A 19,040-nucleotide genomic window follows, 5' to 3' on the forward strand; every position below is an offset into this window, starting at 1 on the left:
CGATAACCGTGGATGGCTCTGGCGATCTGAATTACCGTAATTTTGCCGCCTTCGTTGAAGGGGACAATGGTTATCGAGCCAGTGCAAATATCGCCTCACAAATAATTCTGAATGCTAATGGTGCGGTAGGGGTTCACGCCCGGGGTAATGCACTGATTAATGTTCAACCCTCAGCCACTATTCAGTTTAACGGTGAAAATCAGATCGACTATTACGCCTATGGTCCACAGGCAGAGATCGATCTGGCTACCGCTACCTTGGGTGATAATGGGCAAGCGGGAACTATTCTGTTTGCTATCGACCATGGGGCCAGTTTTACCGGTACCTCTACCGGTAGTCTGGCAAACCCTTATGACCTGACTGTCAGCGGAGTAGGGTCTGTTGCGGTACACACGAATGGACGGGATGGTTCAACGGCCTCAAGACTGCTAACCGGTGATGCTCAAATTCACGTTAAAGGGGAACAGGCGGTAGGGGTAAAAGTTACCGGTGGTGCGCAGGGTGTTATCAGTGATGGTGCCATCCTGTTAGAGAATAACAATACTACCGCAGTAGTCGTTGATGGGCGGGATTATAAAATCAATGGCAAAATTAGCACTACGACTCTGCCAACCACCGTTGCTTCCCGTGCACAAATCAGTACTCAAAGCTCCCAAAGCGGTATTAAAGGATATGACGTTTCTTATAATGGCCAGTTAACGCTGACTGGTGGCTCAGGTATTCAACTGGGAGGCAGCGATAATATTGGTGTTTATCTGCACAATGGCGGCATTGCTACCAATAACTCTGCGATAGCCGTTAAAGGTGATAACAACCTTGGCGTGTATATCCAAAATCAGGGGCAGTTAACTAACAACGGTACCATTTCCGTTAGCCGCAGCGCGGGTAGTACAGGCCCAAGCAGCAGCGTTGGGGTTAAGGTTGAAGGTAGCGGCGCGGTGGTTAATAAACTGGGTGCGGTTACCGCCAATGGTGGACTGGCTGCCGTACAGTTGATTGATGGTGCCACGTTAACCATCAATGGTAATGATAACCGGGTTGATGCAACGGATGGTGCTCACGGTATTCTGATGGATACCGGTGCGGTCTCTCTGACAGCGCAAAATACCACTATCAACGTTAGTGGTAGCGGAGCAGGTATCCAGAACAATGCCAACAGCTCCAATATCAAACTGAATAACGTTACGATTAATGCGGCAGATGGCCCGGCAATACGTACTGCGGTGACATTTACTGCCGATGACAGTAATGCCAATACCGGTAACGTGCTGAACGTTATGGGAGACGACAGTAACTTCAGCGGCGCGGGCTTCGCTTTTGAAAATGAAGATGGCAGCAATACCACCGGTGATTTGCATATCGGTAGCGGTTATACCATCAACGTAGATAATGCCACGCACACCGCAACCGGGGACGCTATTCGTGCAAGAACCGATGGCAGTGTCGATACTCAGGCCAATATCTATATTGATGCCGCGGGTGGTGCAGCTATCTATGCGCCGATAGCCCTTGGCAGTATCAGTAATGGTGGCGTGATTAACAGCTTCAGTGAAGGGTCGAATATTGTTCAGGCGGCGTTGGCCCGCGCATTTACCAATACCGGTTCTATTACATCAGGTAGTACCACCAGCCCGATGGATGTTATTGATATCAGCGGTGCTGGTGCCGGCAGCCGAACCATTCTTAATGATACCAACGCTTCCATTATTGCTAACAGCCAGCAGGCTACGCTGATAAATGCCGGTGGTAGTGCGAATAATACCATTACTAATAAAGGAACATTGCAGGCTGCCAGTGATACGGCATTAGCTATTCAGTCAGGCAGCGGTAATGATGTTATTACTCTCGACGGTGGTGCAACGCTCGGCATAATCAATGCTGATTCCGGTCAGGATCGTTTCGTCTGGAATAGCGGTACTTTTGGCGGGGAAGTTAATTTCTCCGGTGCTGACGGTGGTGATACCGCACAGTTGGGTAATGTTGACCTGTTCGCTACTCGCCACCTTCTTAGTGAAGGGGGAACGGACAGCCAACTGACATTAACCGATACCCATTTATGGAATGGCACCGGTCCAAGTACCAAAATTGGTTCTCTGATAATTGACGATCTGGCTAAAGCGACAAACATTGGTACCGGCTGGAATAGTCTTACAGTCACTGGAGGCCAGGCCGATGTCCGTGTTGTTGATAATTTAGCGTTATCCGGCACAACACCAACCATTAACGTGGCGAATGGTGCGACTCTGCGTGCTGCTGACAATATCAGTGATGCCACCAAAGCCACATTAAATAACTATGATATTGCTACCAGTGGCAGCACCAGTAAAGTGGTGCTGGACGGTATATCGGCTACTCAGGTTTACAGCGGAGTGATTAGTGGTGACGGCCAGCTTGAACGAGGCGCTACCGGAACCACCACCTTACTGGGAGAAAATACCTATACCGGTAATACGCTCATTGATGCAACGGGCGCATTACAAATTGGTGATGGTGGTACCAGCGGTAGCCTGTCTGAAGCGACATCTATTATCGATAATGGCCTGTTTACCATTGATTTATCAAAAGAGTTAACGCTAAGCGGAGCCATCATTGGTACCGGCGCATTCCATCAAATCGGCAGTGGCTTAACCCGCTTAAACGGTAATAACAGTTATCAGGCAGAAACGCGCGTTGATAATGGTACTTTGCTGATCAATGGCGATCAGAGTGCAGCTACCGGGCTGACAACGGTACTTTCAGGCGCATCTCTGGGCGGGAAAGGCACCATTGGTGGTGATGTGGTTATGAATGCTAACAGCATCCTGACACCGGGGGACAATAGCGCCAGTACGTTAAATATTAAAGGTAATTTAGACCTGACCAGTACCACCCAAAGTAATTTTCAGTTGGGTTTAGCATACTCTCAGGGTGGTGATCTGAACGATCTGGTTAATGTGAAAGATCTGGTATTAAAAGGTCAGGTGAATGTCGATGTATCTCAGGGCGGGTATTTTGGCCCGGGGGTTTATCGTCTGTTTAACTACTCCGGTAATATCACTAACGACGATTCCGATCCTAATAATGCTAATAACACTCTGACTATTGGTTCAATTCCTTCAACGGCAGACCGAAATAATGTGTTTGTCCAAACCTCAATTGATACTGAAGTTAACCTGGTAAACGGTAATAACCTGACCCTGCAATTCTGGGATGGTGGTGAATTCTCGCACCATGGTATCGATGGCGTAGTAGGTAACAAAAAAGTCGATGGCGGTGTGGGCAACTGGCTAGCACCGGGTAACTCGTTGGGAGACAACAACTGGACGTTGCCGGATGGCAATGGTAATGCGCCATGGCAACAGGCTTCATTTGCAATCTTTCAGGGAGAAGCCGCGGCAGTTACGGTAAATGACAGCCTTGGTGACGTCGTATTGGCCGGAGCCCAGTTTGCTTCATCTGGTTATGTGATCGGTGGCGATGTTATCAAAATTGTCGAGACCACGACATCTATGGCTCCTGAGCTGTATACCGGACAAACCGTTGGTAGCGGTGACTTCCTGATCCGTGTCGGTGCCGGCGGTGCCGGTGCGGATTATACCGCCACCATTAATGCCGATCTCCAGCAGCTTAACAGCGGCGATTCGTTGACATTGCTGAAAACTGACAACGGTCGTCTGATTCTGAAAGGCAACAACAGTTACACCGGTGGAACCCGTATCAACGGCGGGATATTGCAGGTATCTGCAGAACAAAACCTGGGGCTGTTGGGGACATCACTGACGATTAATAACGGTTCCACCTTACAAAACGGTGCGGACTTTACCACTCAGCGTGAGATCTTCCTGGGAACCTCCGGGGGGAATTTTGACCTGAATGGTTACACGTTAAATACTCAGGGAGTTATTGGCGGCAACGGTTCGCTGACGGTACTGAGTAGTGAAACCCAAAGAGACAGCACCCTTAATCTTGATTTGTTAAATGATTATCAGGGTGATACCACAGTAAAAGGCACCAACGGTCTGAGCCAGGTGGTGGTGAATGCTAACGTTACCGGAGCATTAGGTAAAAGCAGTAGCCTCGTTACTCTGGAAACCGGTTCTACTGTTAATATGAATGGAACCAGCAGTGCAGAGCAGCATCACTTCTCCGTAGACAGCAGTACGCTGAACTTTAATGGCACTTCATCAGCAAATACGGCACTAATTGATGGTAAAGCCAGTGGCGTGATTAATTTCTTTGGTCAGTCAAATGGTGCGCAATCCAATATCAACTTGCTGAGTACTTCAACGTTGAATCTGGCGGATAACGCTAATGCTGGTTCTGCTTTGATTACCAACAGCGGAACCGTTGCCTTCTTCGGTCAGTCCTTAGCGGAAAACGCCACTATTGTGAATCAGGCTGGTGGGCTGGTTGATACCACGAATGCTTCGACGACGGTTGGTTCTCTGTCTGGTGCAGGTGATATTCATTTAGGGGCAAATACCTTAACGGAAGGAACGCTTAATCGTAGTGAAACCATTAGCGGTGTCATCAGCGGTGCTGGTGGTGGCTTTACTAAGACCGGTAGCGGTACCCTGACATTCACCGGTAGCAATAGTTATACCGGTAATACGTTGATTGAGCAGGGCATCTTATTAGTCAATGGTCAGCAAGGTGCTGCAACGGGTGACGTTAGCGTCATGGCTCAAACTACACTGGGCGGTTCTGGTGTATTGGGTGGCCACGTTAACGTTGCTGACGATGGACATATTGCCGCAGGCTCTACCATTGGTGAGGTGGGTGTATTAACCATGGGTGGATTAACGCTGGCAGATAATGCTCAACTGGATTATCAACTGGGTCAGGCTTACCACCCGGGCGGTGCTTATAACGACCTGATGAATGTTAATGGTGACCTGAATCTTAACGGGAAATTGAATATTACTCAGCCTGCGGGTGGTCGGTTTGATGTGGGGGTTTACCGCCTGATCAACTATACCGGTTCTCTGACCAATAACGTATTGGATATCGCCAGCGGTCCGGTGGCAGCTGACGACTTGTATGTTCAAACTTCGGTAGCTAATCAGGTGAATCTGGTTAACCGTGCTGGTACTACGTTACGCTTCTGGGATGGTACCGGTGGCACCGGCGGCAACCTGAAAAACAATAATGCCATTGATGGTGGTGATGGTCTCTGGCAGGCCAGTGCTGGTAACGACAACTGGACCACCGATGAAACCACACCTGAAGGTGCATTTAACGCCCCATACAGCGATGATGCTTTTGCGGTATTTGAAGGTAATAAAGGTACCGTTACCGTTGATAATAGCTTAGGTGCCGTTCGCATCAGCGGGGCGCAGTTTGCTTCCGATGGCTATGTGGTTGTCGGTGATAGCATCACGACGAATACTGCGGACACTGTCATTCGGGTTGGTGATGGTACTGCACCGGGAGCTTCTTACACCGCGACTATTGATAGTGTGATTACCGGCAGCGGCGGTCTGGATAAAGCAGATATCGGCAGATTAATTCTGAACGGTAATAACGATTATCTGGGTGGAACCACCATCAGCGGCGGTACGCTGCAAGTCTCCGGTGATAATAATCTGGGGCTGATATCAAACGGCATCACCATTAACGGCGGTACTCTACGTTATGGTGCAGCATTTGATACCGCTCGTGAGGTTAGCCTTGGTAGCTATGGTGGTGCCATTGATACTGCCGGACAGGTGGTTTCGCTACTGACGGCAGTGACCGGTGAAGGCAAATTAACGAAAACGGGTGAAGGTCAGCTAACGTTAACTCAGGACAGTACCTATACCGGTGGAACGGTGATAGACCAGGGCGCACTGAAACTGGGTACCGGTGGCACTATCGGTAGTATTTCTGGCGATGTGCTGAATAACGGAATATTACAGGTTGATCGCTCAGACCGTTACACCCTTGATGGTGTGATGAGTGGAACAGGTCAACTGTGGCAGCAAGGTAGTGGTACCACTGTTCTTGCCGGACAAAATAGCTATACCGGTAGAACGCTGGTGGAACAGGGAACATTGTTGGCTCAGGGGGCAAATACCCTTAGTGCAGGTTCTATCCATGTGGTAAGCCGTGATGCCTTACTGGATACCGGTGGTAGTAACCAGACCGTTGCCGGTATTTTGAACCAGGGGATCATTTCGTTACGCGGCGCTCAGGTTGGTTCAACTCTGACGGCTAAAGGTGACTATGTTGGTCTGAATGGGGTTATTAAACTTGCAGCACAACAGCAACCGGGTAGTAACGGCACCGCTGACCGGCTGGTGATTGACGGCGGTAATGTATCAGGCAAAACGATTCTGGATATTGATGTTAGCCAGTTAGGTGGCCAGAGTGTTGGTGATGGTATTGAGGTGGTTACGGCTCTGAATGGCGCAACCACTACCGCACAAAGCTCCCGTGATGCCTTCGCGTTAACGGCTGACCATTTGGAAGCCGGTGCTTATCAGTATCAGCTGTTTGCCGGTAATGCTCAGGGCCGCGGTGAGAACTGGTATTTACGTACTGCTTATCGCCCGGAAGTGCCGTTGATGACTTCTGTTGCACCGCTGATTCGTCAGTCGGATCTGGCGGTTCTGGGTACTCTTCATCAACGTGTAGGGGACGAACTGGCAGTTAATGAAGGCAGCGAGCTGGCCCATGAAAATCGGGTTTGGGGTCGAATGATTGGTAAATCTTCCGATTTAACCCTTAACGATCAGGTTGGTTCTAAGCTGAATGCCCATATGACTGGATTGCAGGTTGGTGTTGATGTTTACAGCAATCGCAACTGGAAAGCCGGTTTTTATACTTCGGTGATGGATGTTAATAGTAACGTTGTTGGTGATTTCTCCGGCAGCCGGGGAACGGCGGGGTCAATTGATTCCAATTCGCTCTATTTAGGTGGTTATGCCACTTACACCGCTGATAATGATTTTTATCTCGACAGTGTGTTGCAGTACGGTAACCACAGCATTGATGTGAATCTGAAAACCGGGAGTACCAACTATCATCCTGATGGTAATACCTTGATGGCTTCCCTTGAGATGGGTAAACCTTTCCGAATTGCTGAAAGTGCATGGCGGATTGAACCTCAGGCTCAGATAATCTATCAATACAGCAATTTTGATAGCATTGCTCTGAGTGGTAACTCCAATACCACCGCGTCAATGGATTCGGATGATTCGGTGATTGGACGTCTGGGTGTTCGTATTGTGGGTGACTACCCAACCGATAAAGGAAAACTGCAACCGTATGTACGTGTCAACCTGTGGCAGGGATTATCTGGTGGTAAAGATAGTTCTCGTTTCAGTAATAACGTTGCCAGCACTTCATTAAGTTCTGACCAAAATTATCAGAGTACTGAAGTAGCAGTGGGCGGAACCTGGAACATCAGCGATAAGGTTCAGACCTATGGTGAAGTGGGTAAAACCTACAGTAATAACAGCAATGATTCTCAGGTAGAGTCGTCGATTGCTGGATCGGTAGGGTTTAAGGTTAGGTTCTGATTGGGATTAGGTGTTATGGAGAGCGGCGGCCTTTGGTCGCCGGTAAATTTAATTGGCATCAATGGATATTCTGGCCGTAAAAACAAATGTGCACATTTTATCATTGTGCTCGGCCGGAAGACCATTTGTACTTAGCTTCGGAGCGCGTCGGGCCTAGTCCGCCTAGGGGCACTCCGGCAGCTAAAGCTGCTACGACCCCAACGGCGGCCTCTCCCTCCGATTGGCTGGTTAAAGATCAAAACTAAACTATCCGATTTTGTTATTCATTAAAAACGGCGGCCAGCAGACTGCCGTTTGTTTATGTTTAATTTTAAAAACTCACTGCCCTTTCAGGGCGTTGTAGATTGAGACTCTGGAGATGCCGAGGGTGTCGGCGGCTGCGGTGGCTGCTCCGCGTAGCTGTAACATTCCCTGATCGGACAGGTGGCGAATGAGCTTCTGTCTCTGTTGAGAAGAGAGGGCGCGAGGCTGGGTGTTTAGCGTGGCGGCGTAGTGGTTGATCTCTGTTCTGATATCGTCCAGCTTCCATGATTTTAGCGATTCATTGAGCGGGGCTTCGTGGTTATTTACTGCGGTTAGCTGGCTGAGCACTTGCTGCATGGTATTAAACAGTGAAATATCCAGGTTCAGACACAGGGCTGCCACATACTCTCCCTGACTGTTTCTCAAGCCGATTGAGGTGCTTTTCGCCGGTCTGCCGTCGGGAAAATGGTTTTCATAGTTTTGCACCACATCAGGGAATTGATCGTCCTGAATTCTTGCTAACCCCATCTCCGTTGCCGGATCGCCAATTTTTCGTCCTGACAGCGAGTTTTCCATAGCGATAATGGCATGCTCAGGGTGAGTCAGATCGTGTAATACCACCTCGCAGCTGGGGGCAAACATTTTGCCCAGCGCTGTCGCTATTTTTTTCGCTTCGCGCAGTAATAGTTGATTTTCGTGCTCTGCGGATGAAGATGGTTGTTTATTTGATGGCATCAGTCAGGTATCCGATTTTACTTTCTGTTGACTCTTATACAATATGATAAGAAGTTTATAGCATATTTATAGGGGTAACGAGTATGCTTTCCGGCATCTTGCACCTTACAAGGAGAGGACATTGTGTCATCAGTTATTTTTAACCAGCTTATTACTTTATTAGAGTGTGGACAGGCTCGCTATCGGGTCATTGAACATGCCAGCGCCGGACGTTCTGAAGAGGCCGCTAAAGCCAGAGGAACGCAAATTGAACAGGGTGCGAAGGCGCTGGTTTGTCATGTGAAAGGCAACGGCATTAAGCAACATGTTCTGGCGGTACTTCCCGCTCATCGTAAGGCTAATTTGCAGGTTTTGGCTCAGAAACTGGGCGGAACACGGGCGTCACTGGCCAGCCCACAAGAGGTGATGACGCTAACTCAGTGTGTATTTGGTGCCATTCCTCCTTTTAGCTTTCACCCTGACCTTAAGCTGGTGGTTGATCCTTTGTTATTTAAGCAATTAGACGAGATGGTCTTTAATGCCGGATCGTTAGAAAAATCGCTACTGCTTAATGTAGAAGATTACCAACGTATTGTTAAACCAGAGCAAGTTGAATTTTCAGAATCAGCTTAATATTTGGTCATTAATCATGTAGTGATAACTCACCAAGAATATGATAAAAAACGGCGAATGAATTCAGTCATGACAGGGAGTTGGAGCGAGTGAAAAAGCTATTTTTAGCAGCATGCCTTACCGGATTATTGTGTCAGCCGGCGCAGGCATCTTTTGATGGTGATGGATGTGATTTCTGGTTAGCGCCGTGCTCTCTTCCTCTGGGTAGTTATCCATTCTTATGGGTAAGTAACGATACCCGTGCAAATTTGCTGTTGCTGGAATCCGATAAGCACCAGTTTGCTTCTCTGTATGCCCCTCTGGCAACTGAGCCGGCTCGTAGCCGTGAGTTACCTTTTAATATTCCTCGTGTGGCGCCTCCGTCCGGTAGCAATGAGTATGGTTTTGCTATCACCGAAGTTGATATACCGGCGATTAAAAAGTTAGCGGATCAACTTGGGGTTGATATTAGTTCTCTGGATCTGTCGGATAAGATGCTGTTGGGGGGGCGTGGTCGAATGGTATCGAACACCCCGGCAGCGCTGGCTCAATTTTTCCAGTTACTGATTGATGATAAACAACTTACGCCGGAACAGCGTAAAGATTTAGCTCATCAGCGAATGAACATCCTGATTAATCCCGAGCTGGCAGATGTTTCAACCGCCGCTTTCCCGGAAAAATCACATGCTGCCGATTTGCATAATTACTTATTCAGTGCTGCCTATTTTTACAATGGCAACTTTAGTGAGGCCAGTGCGGGCTTTCAGAATCTGCTAAAGGCGAATCAGCCTTGGGTGGCAGAAGCCGCGACTTACATGCTGTTTCGCGTGGCGCTAAATCAGGCCGTTGAACATGCCTTAGATGAATATGAAATGTTTGACGTCACCAAAAGCGATAAAAACCTGACTTCGTTGGCCGCTCAAAAAGCGAAGGATTATCTGACTGCTTATCCAACCGGACGTTATGCCTCATCAACTCAGGATTTATATCGCCGCATTTACTGGTTTGCTGCTGACTGGGATGCACTGGCTAAAAGCTCAGAGCAAGCTCTGGGGCGGGCAGCAAATATGGAAGCCTTGCAATCTTTAGTTAATGAAGTTGATACCAAATTATTGAGCAGCTATGCATGGCAGGATATCGATAATCAATTCGTTTCCGCGCCAGAAACACCAATGTTAACCCTGACTCAAACGCTGCGCCGTTTGCGGGAAGGTTATCAGTCTCGTCCGAACGCAGTTTTGGTAACTGAAGCAGAAATTAACGGCTATAAGCCAATGTTTGAAAAGGCCGGTATGACCCCGGCATGGAACTATCTGCATAATGCATGGCTGTTTTATTTGCCAAAAGATTACGCCAAAGTAGAGTCTGCCATTCCCGCGGCCACAACACAGGCGCTGACAGATACCGTAGATTTCAGCCTTCAAGTTTTGTTAGGGCAGGCGTTACAGGCTCAGAAAAAGTGGCCTCAGGCCGAAGCGCACTGGCGTCATTTTCTGACCTTAAAAACCACCGCGATTCAGCAGCAGTTTCTACAGTTGATGCTGACTAATTCACTGGCCTATCAGGGAAAACCTGAGCTGGTGTTTGCTGCGGACAGTCCGGTAACTTCGCTTCGTTTCCGTTCTTTAGTGCTAAAAGATGTCGCGAATGCTTCACTATTGCGTCAGCAAGTGGCTTCTGGCGTAAATAATGAAGAGCGTATTATTGCACTGCATACGCTACTCACTCGTGATTTGATCACCGGAAATTATTCGGACTACCTGAAAGATCGCGCTTTAGGTAAAGATTCAGTATCACCGAAGTTTGATAAAGAGAAGTTGGGTGATGTGAATATCGCGGTATTTGACTGGGACGGCAGCAATACAGAGAAAGGGTATCATTGTGCATCTCTGGACAAAACAGCTGAAGTACTGGCAAGTCAGCCTAAAGATGGACATGCGCTTAACTGTATGGGGGAGTTTTTCCGCCTGACAGAAACCCGTGTTGATACTGGCGTGGAGTATGGTTTGCAATGGCAGCTAAACGATGCGCCAGCCATGTTTAAAGGCAAAGCGCAGAGCCGTTTAACGCGTTATCAGCAAGTGATTGCTAACCCCGCGACAGAACCGGAAGATAAAAGCTACGCCCTGTATCGAGCAATAATGTGTTATGCCCCTTCGGGTTATAACAGTTGCGATGGACAGGAAATTGACAGTAATGTGCGTAAATCCTGGTTCCAGCAGTTAAAACGTGATTACAAAGGATCGGAGTGGGCAGAGAAACTCCGTTATTACTGGTGATCAAACGCATTCTGCTGGTATTTGGCCTGTTATTGAGCCCGGTTGTTTGTGCGGCTCAAACAGGGGTTGATGCCAGCCAGTATCAGAAGTTTTGGCTGTGGGCTGGGGTTCGTCCTCAGCCCGTACTGCATCAGATGTCTGAGCTTTATCTCTATCAGGGGGAGATTGTTCGCCAACAGGGAAAAGCCCGACTGTGGAGTAAAGGGATCCCGGTAAGTCGATTAAAAGCGCCCAAACTCTGGTTATCAATACGGGTTACGACGCTGGATATTCCGGAACCAATGCTGGATGCCATGTTAACGTTACGGGAAAAGTGGGTTGCCGCAGGTAATCAGCAGGTTGGTATTCAAATCGATTTTGATGCCGCCAGTTACCAGCTTGATAAGTACGCAGAGTTCTTAAGCCGGGTACGCAACAAGTTACCCAAAGATTGCCCTTTAAGCGTGACCGGCCTGCTAGACTGGGCGAAAACTGGGAATGTGAATCAACTTAATCAACTACCGGTGGATGAGCTGGTGGTGCAAACCTACCAGGGGCGTAAGACTGTCACCAACTATGATGCCTATTTACCTGCACTGCTTGGTTTAACTATTCCTTTTCGTGTTGGTTTAGTTCAGCATGGCGAATGGGATAAACAGTGGCAACAGCGGCTATCGCAGTCGCCTTACTATGGTGGTGAGGTGGTTTTTTTGTTGAATCCGGGCTGATGGCTTTATATTGATAATATACCCTGCTTAGAAAACAGGGCATATGTTTAACAGATATATTAGGGCTTAAAAACGCCAGTTTACTGCCGCATTCCCCGATACAGAGTTATAGCCAGAGCGGAACAGATCGCTGGATACACCAACGTTAACCGTTACGTCTTTATTAATCTGATAGCTCAGATTTCCCTGAACCCCTGCGGAGTCACGACTGGCGATCCGGTTCTTACTGCTAAATGAAACGTTGTCATATCCGCTGAAATTAGTATTTTGCACCAAATCAGTATCCAGATATTCATGGTTCCAGGTTAGCTGTACGCTGGCTTTAATTCCCTGGCCCGTTGCCCGTGATAGATCCAGTGTGCTGCCAATACCGATACTGGAACGCAAGGAATTAACGTTTTTAGCATCCAGCTCCAGACAGGCGCTGCCACAGCCGTTTTCATTAATATCAGGATGAGATAACACCGTATAGTTCAATGCGGCAACAGGTCCGGCACTCAGTTCTGGCGTTAGTTTCCAGTTGTAGCCACCGCCAGCCATCAGTGAGCCACTCAGACCGGTCCAGTCAGACTGATTATTGGTACGATAGTTCCCAATTCTGACGCTGTGATCCATAGAGCCATCTTCAATACCAATACGTCCGTTACCAAACAGATACAAACCTGCCATTGGGTCTTGGGTGTAACGAGTATGCAGACCTAAATTAAAGGCAGTAGTTTTCCCGGTACCGTTCTCCGGCGATTTAACTTTTACCGTTTGACCGCTAACCGCGCCGTGGAATCCTAATGTCCAGTCATGGTCTGCTTCATAGGGTTTCTCAGCTCCGAAGATAACGCCGTAGCTGGAAGCGTTATATCCCACGCGATTACCCTGGCGGTCTTGCCAGAAGCCTCCGCCAAACGGGATAGCAAAAGCTCGTGGGCCGGTTTCTGATAAATCAGAAGTTGAAGTATTTTGCGTGCTGATAATATCTGCAATTTGCTGTTCACGGTTTAGTGAGCTGGCAAACATCGCGCTGTAATTCGCCGGAGAAAGCTGATTTAGCACATTGGCGATCGTGGTGCTATTGGCAAAGTCCAGTGTGCTAAATAGGGGGTGTAAATCAGACTGAGCATTCATGACGATCTGGTCTAATGCGCGACCAACCCGCCGGGCGTTGTCATCTAAAGCATACTGGCTATAGGCATTGTTATCCCGCAGCATGGATAACTGATACAGGCCGTTACCCTGAGGAGTAATCTGTAATTTCAACGTTGCTGATTCAATTTGACTATTGGTTTCGCTAAATTCTCCAACGGTTGAACCAAAGCTCAACATATCGCGGGTATCCTGTGTCCAGCCAGTTGGGTACCAGCCTGCCTGAGGGACAAAGGTTAACTGACCATTCAAGTCGGCTGTGCCGCTAACGGTAAAGATATCGCCGGAACCATCGCTGGCAATTTCCAGCAACAGTCGTCCATCCTGACCCTGTTGGTAGTTGCCCTGTATATCGATTCTGCCCATTGAGTTACCCGGAGCAATAACACCGTGGTTGTTGAATAATCCGTTACCGTTAAGCGTATATTGGCTGTTACCGCCCAGTCTGGCACCTGAAGCGACATTAACACTATAGAGTTGATGAGTTCCATTGAGAGAGGTTTGTCCTCCTGACAGCTCTAATGCCAGATTGTTGATACCTTCAATATTATTGTCATAACGCAAATTGAAGTTGGTATTAGCGTCATCGGTTGCCCGACCATTAGCATCAGCTAATTTACCAAAAGTGAGTTGGGTCAGGCGCTGCTGCCCGTTGTCATCTTTTTGGTTATAGTCAGAATAGATAGCGCCCTCCAGACGTGCACCACTTAATATATTGATGTTGTTAACTAATGCATTTGGTGCAATATAAATGGCGGCATCTGTTCCTGCCAGACGACCACTGATATCAACATTGTCTACCAGTGCTCCCTTTAACTCCGGTAGTAACTCAGCATCTTCGGCATCAACAAAGCGGATAAAAGAACCACGATATTCTGCTGTGTTACCCAGCAGGTTATTACCAAAATCAAAGATAGCGGCAATCCCCATTTCCCCATTTGCCTGAATATCCCCCTGATGAATAAAGTTGTGATCTTTTCCATAGGTAAACATGACGCCGCGGCCATTGAGCCCATCGGCGTAAACACGGGTACCAGGTTCAATGATCAGGGTATTGTTTTCCCCATCGACTCGGATACCGGCTGCTCCCGCACCGGAAGTCAGAATGTCAGCAGCCTGATGCAGTTGGTTATGACTGCCGTAAATATGCAGCCCTAATCCGAGAGTGGAATTATTGTATTGATCCGAAAGGTAAGTTTGTCCGGCTGCATCCCATAATGAATAGCCGCGTTGGTTGATAATGGTTTGATTATCACCATAGACCGAGAAACCAAAGAAATTGCGGCGGTCAATTTGATATCCCATATCCTGCAATACCGCCAATTCAGCCTCCATAAAGGTGGTGTAATTGCGGTAGTTTTGATGGCTCATCAAACTGTTTTTTAATTCGATATGGCTCATGTAATCAGTATCAAGTTTGCCGTCTTCTGCCATGATTTTTACCGGAACGCCCGGCATTGAACCAACCAGTACTTCACAAACATATTGTCCAGTGAAATAGCCTTTATCCTTGCGTACATCAAAAGCCTTATCTGAGTAAGGGTTCTCACATTCTGAACATAAAATGGCCTGTTCTGGCTGCATAGAACGACCATTATCATCGCGCAGGTGCTCGGCCCAACTGCCATAAGTATTTGATGAATAGGGTTTGTTATCCTGGGTTGAGCTGCTGTCGCTGTTATTAGCGTCTGGGGTAGCAGGAGTACTCGCCGTGTCAGATGCAGGTGCTGAAGGAGTATCTACTGTGGTTTCTTCATCTTCTTCGCTGTCTTCATCTTCATCTTCATTGAGTAGCGTGTTTTGTCCTGTGATGTTGCTGTTAATACCTAAACCATGGGCTAACTCATGAAGTGCGATGCCAAAAGTGTCTGCCTGAGTGGTGGATCGCGGCAATAATGAAGGAACATAGGCAAGCGTATCATAATCCATTTTGCCCAGAGTCAGTTGAGCATGGGAACCTAATGGTAATGGGCCGGGATTCTGGCCAAGCAATGCAGCCTGTAATTCAGTGAGGCTCAATTGACCCTGATGTACAAATTCGCCGCCACCAACGGCATTTTCATCATCAAATGTGGTGATGTGAATCAGAGCGGGTAGTTGTCCGGGACCAGGATTAATTACTTCAGCCCAATAATCGATGCTGTTAAGAACTTTTGCTTTTTGTTGGGTGTCGAGGGTCCAGGTTGAAGGACTGACAGGTTCTGCATCAGGATGCGCTTCAGGTGCTTCACCCTGATTAAAGAATGTAACCTGAAATACAGATGCACCCTGTGGGTTAGTAATTTGGTAGCTGTCAGCCGCTTGTATTGGGGAACCAAACATCAATATGGGCAGAGACAAGGGTATTATCAGATTTTTCATCTACATTCCTTTGTATTAAATAATAAATATTATGAATAATTATCTTTAAAACTATTTATGTATGACAAACATGAAAAAAGTTTAAAGATTAAAAAAACCTTACAATGAAACTATTTTCCATGAAATAGTTACAGATTGTTTTTTGATAGGTTCAAATTAACACTTTGTATAATATTTTATTGTTTGTATACTAAATAGGAGGTATAAAAGAGTCTGTTCTAATCCAAATTTGCCTTATCCCCGGAGGGCGCCGATGAAAAAAGTGATACCCGAATATATCGACCACCGTAATGGACTGAATTATCAAATAGATGAGCTGCGCTGGTGTTCAGAAAAGAAAGCACCGTTGATGATTACACCCTTACCCGGAATTACCCGCGATGAAATTGACAGCCGCCATCGTTCACTCTGGCGTTATCAGGCGGCATTGCCCGTCATTATCAACAATCCAGTTTCTCTGGGGGAAGGCTGTACCCCACTGGTTGGTAAGCGCTGGAACAATGCTGATGTACTGTTCAAATTAGAGTGGTTTAATCCAACCAGCAGTTTTAAAGATCGCGGTGCAGCGGTGATGGTTTCCTATCTGGCCCAGCTAGGTGTGAAAGCGCTGATTGAAGACAGTTCCGGCAACGGCGGGGCAGCTATTGCTGCTTCCTGTGCCGCTGCCGGGATTAAAGCGCGCATATTGGCTCCGGAATCAACCTCTCCGGCTAAGTTATTACAAAGCCGTGCTTTTGGTGCCGAGGTTCAATTAGTGCCAGGCTCCCGTCAGGATACGGAAAATGAAGCACTGCGGCAGTCAGAATCTACATTTTACGCCAGTCACAACTGGCATCCCTTCTTTCTGCAAGGAACTAAATCACTGGCCTATGAGATATGGGAAGATTTAGGTTTTAAAGCGCCTGATAACATTATTATTCCTACCGGTGCCGGCAGTAACGTCTTAGGCTGCGATATTGGTTTTAGTGAGCTGTTAGCGGCGGGTCAAATTAATAAACTGCCTAAGCTGCTGATTGCACAACCGACAAACTGTGCGCCAATAGATGCCACCTTTCAGGCCGGCGCTACAGAGTTAGTACCCACAAAATATGCAGCAACCATTGCAGAAGGCACCGCTATTCGAAGTCCGGTACGTTTGAAAGAACTGTTAGAGGCTATTCGTCGTTCTGGCGGCAATACTGCGGCGATAACGGAAGAACAGATTACTCAGGCAGTGATAAAGCTTACTTCAATGGGACTTTATGCTGAACCAACCAGCGCAACCGCCGCCGCAGCTATTGATGAATTTATGCGGCGCGGCGTTATTAAGCCAGGTGAAACAACGGTGGTGATTCTGACCGGTTCTGGCCTGAAGGCTTCTGGTGGCATGAGTGATATTTTTGCCGGATAAGGGGAAGTGAATATGAACGTTTCTGATAGCGAGAACAAGATCGTGAATGTGAACAGCCCTGAATTATCGAAACCCGGCGGCCACTACTCTCACGCCTGTATCTGCAATGGCATGGTCTATCTTTCAGGACAGTTACCTGTTGATGCTCAGGGCCTGGCTCTGGCAGACCGACCATTTGAACAACAGGTAAAGCAAGTCTTGTTTAATATTGAAGCCAGTCTGAAAGCCTCCGGCAGTAATAAAAGCAAGCTGGTTCAGGTGCGCATTTTTATTGTTGATATGGAAATGTGGCCGGCATTTAATCGCCTGTATGCCGAATGGATTGGCGACCATCGCCCCGCCAGAATTGTTGCCGGAGTTTCTTGCCTGCATTTCGGTTCTGCCCTTGAAATCGAGGCTATTGCACAGGCTTGAACCAGTTTAACTTCAAGAGATTCAGTTTATTACTAATCAGATGCTGAATCTCCTTGAAGTTCCCCCGCCATAAACGTACAATTCAGCGTCATTTTTTCAGCCGTACACATAAACACGTTCCTTGCTTCCATGGGCCACGGCTGACCCTGACAGGAGGCTGAATAATCCGTAAGGAGCAATTGATGCGTCATTACGAAATCGTCTTTATGGTCCATCCCGACCAAAGCGAACAAGTTCCAGGTATGATCGAACGTTACACCGGTGCGATCAAAACTGCAGGTGGTGAAATTCACCGTTTAGAAGATTGGGGTCGTCGTCAACTGGCTTACCCAATTAACAAACTGCATAAAGCTCACTACGTTCTGCTGAACGTTGAAGCACCGCAGGAAGCGATCGATGAGCTGGAAACTAACTTCCGCTTCAACGATGCCGTTATCCGTAGCATGGTAATGCGTACTAAGCATGCCGTAACTGAAGCCTCTCCAATGGTTAAAGCAAAAGACGAACGTCGCGAGCGTCGTGAAGATTTTGCTGAAGAGCTAATGGATGATGACTCAGATGATGCTGAGGATTCTGAAGAGTAATTGCCGATGCAGACTGCAAATCGGTTGGTGTTGTCTGGTATAGTAACCAAGACCCCCATCCGTAAAGTAAGTCCATCTGGGGTTCCGCATTGTCAGTTTGTGCTAGAGCACCGCTCACAACAGCAGGAAGCCGGGTTTAACCGACAAGCATGGTGCAGAATGCCCGTGGTTGTCAGTGGACAGCAGTCTCAAGCGTTAACTCACAGTATAACGGTCGGCAGTAACCTGAGAGTATCCGGTTTTGTCAGCAGCCATCAAGGCCGCAACGGACTCAATAAATTAGTGTTACATGCCGAGCAGATTGAATTGATAGATTCTGGAGACTAGCCATATGGCACGTTATTTCCGTCGTCGCAAGTTCTGCCGTTTCACCGCGGAAGGCGTTCAAGAGATCGACTATAAAGATATCGCAACGCTGAAAAATTATATCACCGAGAGCGGGAAGATTGTCCCGAGCCGTATCACCGGTACCCGTGCTAAGTACCAGCGTCAGCTGGCACGTGCTATTAAGCGCGCACGTTACCTGTCTTTGTTACCGTATACTGATCGTCATCAGTAATCGGCAACGATCCACGAACTTAAAGAGGATACGGTAATGCAAGTTATTCTGCTTGATAAAGTAGCTAACCTGGGCAGCCTGGGTGATCAAGTTAATGTTAAATCGGGCTATGCTCGTAACTATCTGGTACCGCAAGGTAAAGCGGTTCCGGCAACCAAGAAAAACGTTGAGTTTTTCGAAGCTCGTCGTGCTGAGTTAGAAGCCAAACTGGCTGAAACTCTGGCAGCTGCAGAAGCTCGTGCCGCTAAGATCTCTGGTCTGGGCAGCGTGACTATCGCTTCTAAAGCGGGTGACGAAGGTAAACTGTTCGGTTCTATCGGTACTCGTGACATCGCTGATGCAGTAACTGCAGCTGGCGTTGAAGTGGCCAAGAGCGAAGTTCGTCTGCCAGAAGGCGTTTTACGCAATCTGGGTGAGTTCGAAGTTAGCTTCCAGGTTCACAGCGAAGTATTTGCTAAACTGAACGTTATCGTGGTTGCTGAAGACTAATATTTAGTTTTCTTACCATGTTTAAAACGCCGGCTTTTGCCGGCGTTTTGCTTTTCAGTTTTCGGCGCGT

General features: G+C 47.7%; 12 protein-coding genes. 10 read left to right on the forward strand and 2 right to left on the reverse strand.

Going from position 1 to position 19,040, the window contains the following annotated elements; all coding sequences use genetic code 11:
• The first annotated feature begins 8 nt into the window (after positions 1-8).
• On the forward strand, positions 9-7,481 hold the full coding sequence (locus tag EKN56_RS01695) for an autotransporter outer membrane beta-barrel domain-containing protein (RefSeq protein ID WP_246019930.1): 7,473 nt from the start codon (positions 9-11) through the stop codon (positions 7,479-7,481).
• A 318-nt stretch (positions 7,482-7,799) separates the two neighbouring features.
• Here the strand turns inward: EKN56_RS01695 and EKN56_RS01700 are convergent, their stop codons facing one another.
• Positions 7,800-8,459, reverse strand: a complete 660-nt coding sequence (locus tag EKN56_RS01700) for a helix-turn-helix transcriptional regulator (RefSeq protein WP_130590227.1) — start codon at positions 8,457-8,459, stop codon at positions 7,800-7,802.
• A 123-nt stretch (positions 8,460-8,582) separates the two neighbouring features.
• Between EKN56_RS01700 and EKN56_RS01705 the strand changes: the two genes are divergently transcribed.
• The 3 genes from EKN56_RS01705 (at position 8,583) to EKN56_RS01715 (ending at position 12,036) form a co-directional block, all read left to right on the forward strand.
• Complete coding sequence (locus EKN56_RS01705) at positions 8,583-9,071, forward strand: YbaK/EbsC family protein (protein ID WP_407656517.1); 489 nt, start codon at positions 8,583-8,585, stop codon at positions 9,069-9,071.
• An 89-nt stretch (positions 9,072-9,160) separates the two neighbouring features.
• The gene (locus EKN56_RS01710; RefSeq protein ID WP_130590229.1) at positions 9,161-11,329 is read left to right on the forward strand and encodes a hypothetical protein; all 2,169 of its coding nucleotides are present in this window, start codon (positions 9,161-9,163) and stop codon (positions 11,327-11,329) included.
• Positions 11,299-12,036, forward strand: a complete 738-nt coding sequence (locus tag EKN56_RS01715) for a DUF3142 domain-containing protein (protein WP_407656518.1) — start codon at positions 11,299-11,301, stop codon at positions 12,034-12,036. The genes EKN56_RS01710 and EKN56_RS01715 overlap by 31 nt, the downstream gene beginning before the upstream one ends.
• 66 nt (positions 12,037-12,102) lie before the next feature.
• Here EKN56_RS01715 and EKN56_RS01720 read toward each other — a convergent pair whose 3' ends face one another.
• Positions 12,103-15,534 carry an autotransporter outer membrane beta-barrel domain-containing protein gene (locus EKN56_RS01720; RefSeq protein ID WP_246019932.1) on the reverse strand — a complete coding sequence of 1,144 codons (3,432 nt, stop codon included), beginning with the start codon at positions 15,532-15,534 and terminating at the stop codon, positions 12,103-12,105.
• Positions 15,535-15,787: 253 nt separating this feature from the next.
• Between EKN56_RS01720 and EKN56_RS01725 the strand changes: the two genes are divergently transcribed.
• The 6 genes from EKN56_RS01725 (at position 15,788) to rplI (ending at position 18,970) form a co-directional block, all read left to right on the forward strand.
• Positions 15,788-16,924: a threonine synthase gene (locus EKN56_RS01725; RefSeq protein WP_130590230.1), complete on the forward strand. Its 1,137-nt coding sequence runs from the start codon at positions 15,788-15,790 to the stop codon at positions 16,922-16,924.
• A 12-nt stretch (positions 16,925-16,936) separates the two neighbouring features.
• Positions 16,937-17,338: a RidA family protein gene (locus EKN56_RS01730; RefSeq protein ID WP_130590231.1), complete on the forward strand. Its 402-nt coding sequence runs from the start codon at positions 16,937-16,939 to the stop codon at positions 17,336-17,338.
• Positions 17,339-17,520: 182 nt separating this feature from the next.
• Positions 17,521-17,922 (forward strand): 30S ribosomal protein S6, encoded by a 402-nt coding sequence (gene rpsF / locus EKN56_RS01735; RefSeq protein ID WP_108901257.1) that lies wholly within the window; start codon positions 17,521-17,523, stop codon positions 17,920-17,922.
• 6 nt (positions 17,923-17,928) lie between these two features.
• The gene (gene priB, locus EKN56_RS01740; protein ID WP_130590232.1) at positions 17,929-18,249 is read left to right on the forward strand and encodes a primosomal replication protein N; all 321 of its coding nucleotides are present in this window, start codon (positions 17,929-17,931) and stop codon (positions 18,247-18,249) included.
• Between the two features lie 4 nt (positions 18,250-18,253).
• A complete protein-coding gene (rpsR, locus tag EKN56_RS01745) occupies positions 18,254-18,481 on the forward strand; it encodes a 30S ribosomal protein S18 (protein ID WP_000135199.1) in 228 nt (75 codons plus the stop codon).
• Positions 18,482-18,517: 36 nt separating this feature from the next.
• Complete coding sequence (rplI, locus tag EKN56_RS01750) at positions 18,518-18,970, forward strand: 50S ribosomal protein L9 (protein WP_130590233.1); 453 nt, start codon at positions 18,518-18,520, stop codon at positions 18,968-18,970.
• Positions 18,971-19,040 lie beyond the last annotated feature (70 nt).

The organism is Limnobaculum zhutongyuii (assembly GCF_004295645.1).
GTDB lineage: Bacteria > Pseudomonadota > Gammaproteobacteria > Enterobacterales > Enterobacteriaceae > Limnobaculum > Limnobaculum zhutongyuii.

Bases quoted from the DNA above. Each gene is read 5' to 3' on its own strand.
- EKN56_RS01730 (WP_130590231.1), top strand. From the start codon at position 16,937: ATGAACGTTTCTGATAGCGAGAACAAGATCGTGAATGTGAACAGCCCT.
- rpsR (WP_000135199.1), top strand. From the start codon at position 18,254: ATGGCACGTTATTTCCGTCGTCGCAAGTTCTGCCGTTTCACCGCGGAA.
- rpsF (WP_108901257.1), top strand. From the start codon at position 17,521: ATGCGTCATTACGAAATCGTCTTTATGGTCCATCCCGACCAAAGCGAA.
- rplI (WP_130590233.1), top strand. From the start codon at position 18,518: ATGCAAGTTATTCTGCTTGATAAAGTAGCTAACCTGGGCAGCCTGGGT.
- EKN56_RS01700 (WP_130590227.1), bottom strand. From the start codon at position 8,459: ATGCCATCAAATAAACAACCATCTTCATCCGCAGAGCACGAAAATCAA.
- priB (WP_130590232.1), top strand. From the start codon at position 17,929: ATGCAGACTGCAAATCGGTTGGTGTTGTCTGGTATAGTAACCAAGACC.
- EKN56_RS01720 (WP_246019932.1), bottom strand. From the start codon at position 15,534: ATGAAAAATCTGATAATACCCTTGTCTCTGCCCATATTGATGTTTGGT.
- EKN56_RS01725 (WP_130590230.1), top strand. From the start codon at position 15,788: ATGAAAAAAGTGATACCCGAATATATCGACCACCGTAATGGACTGAAT.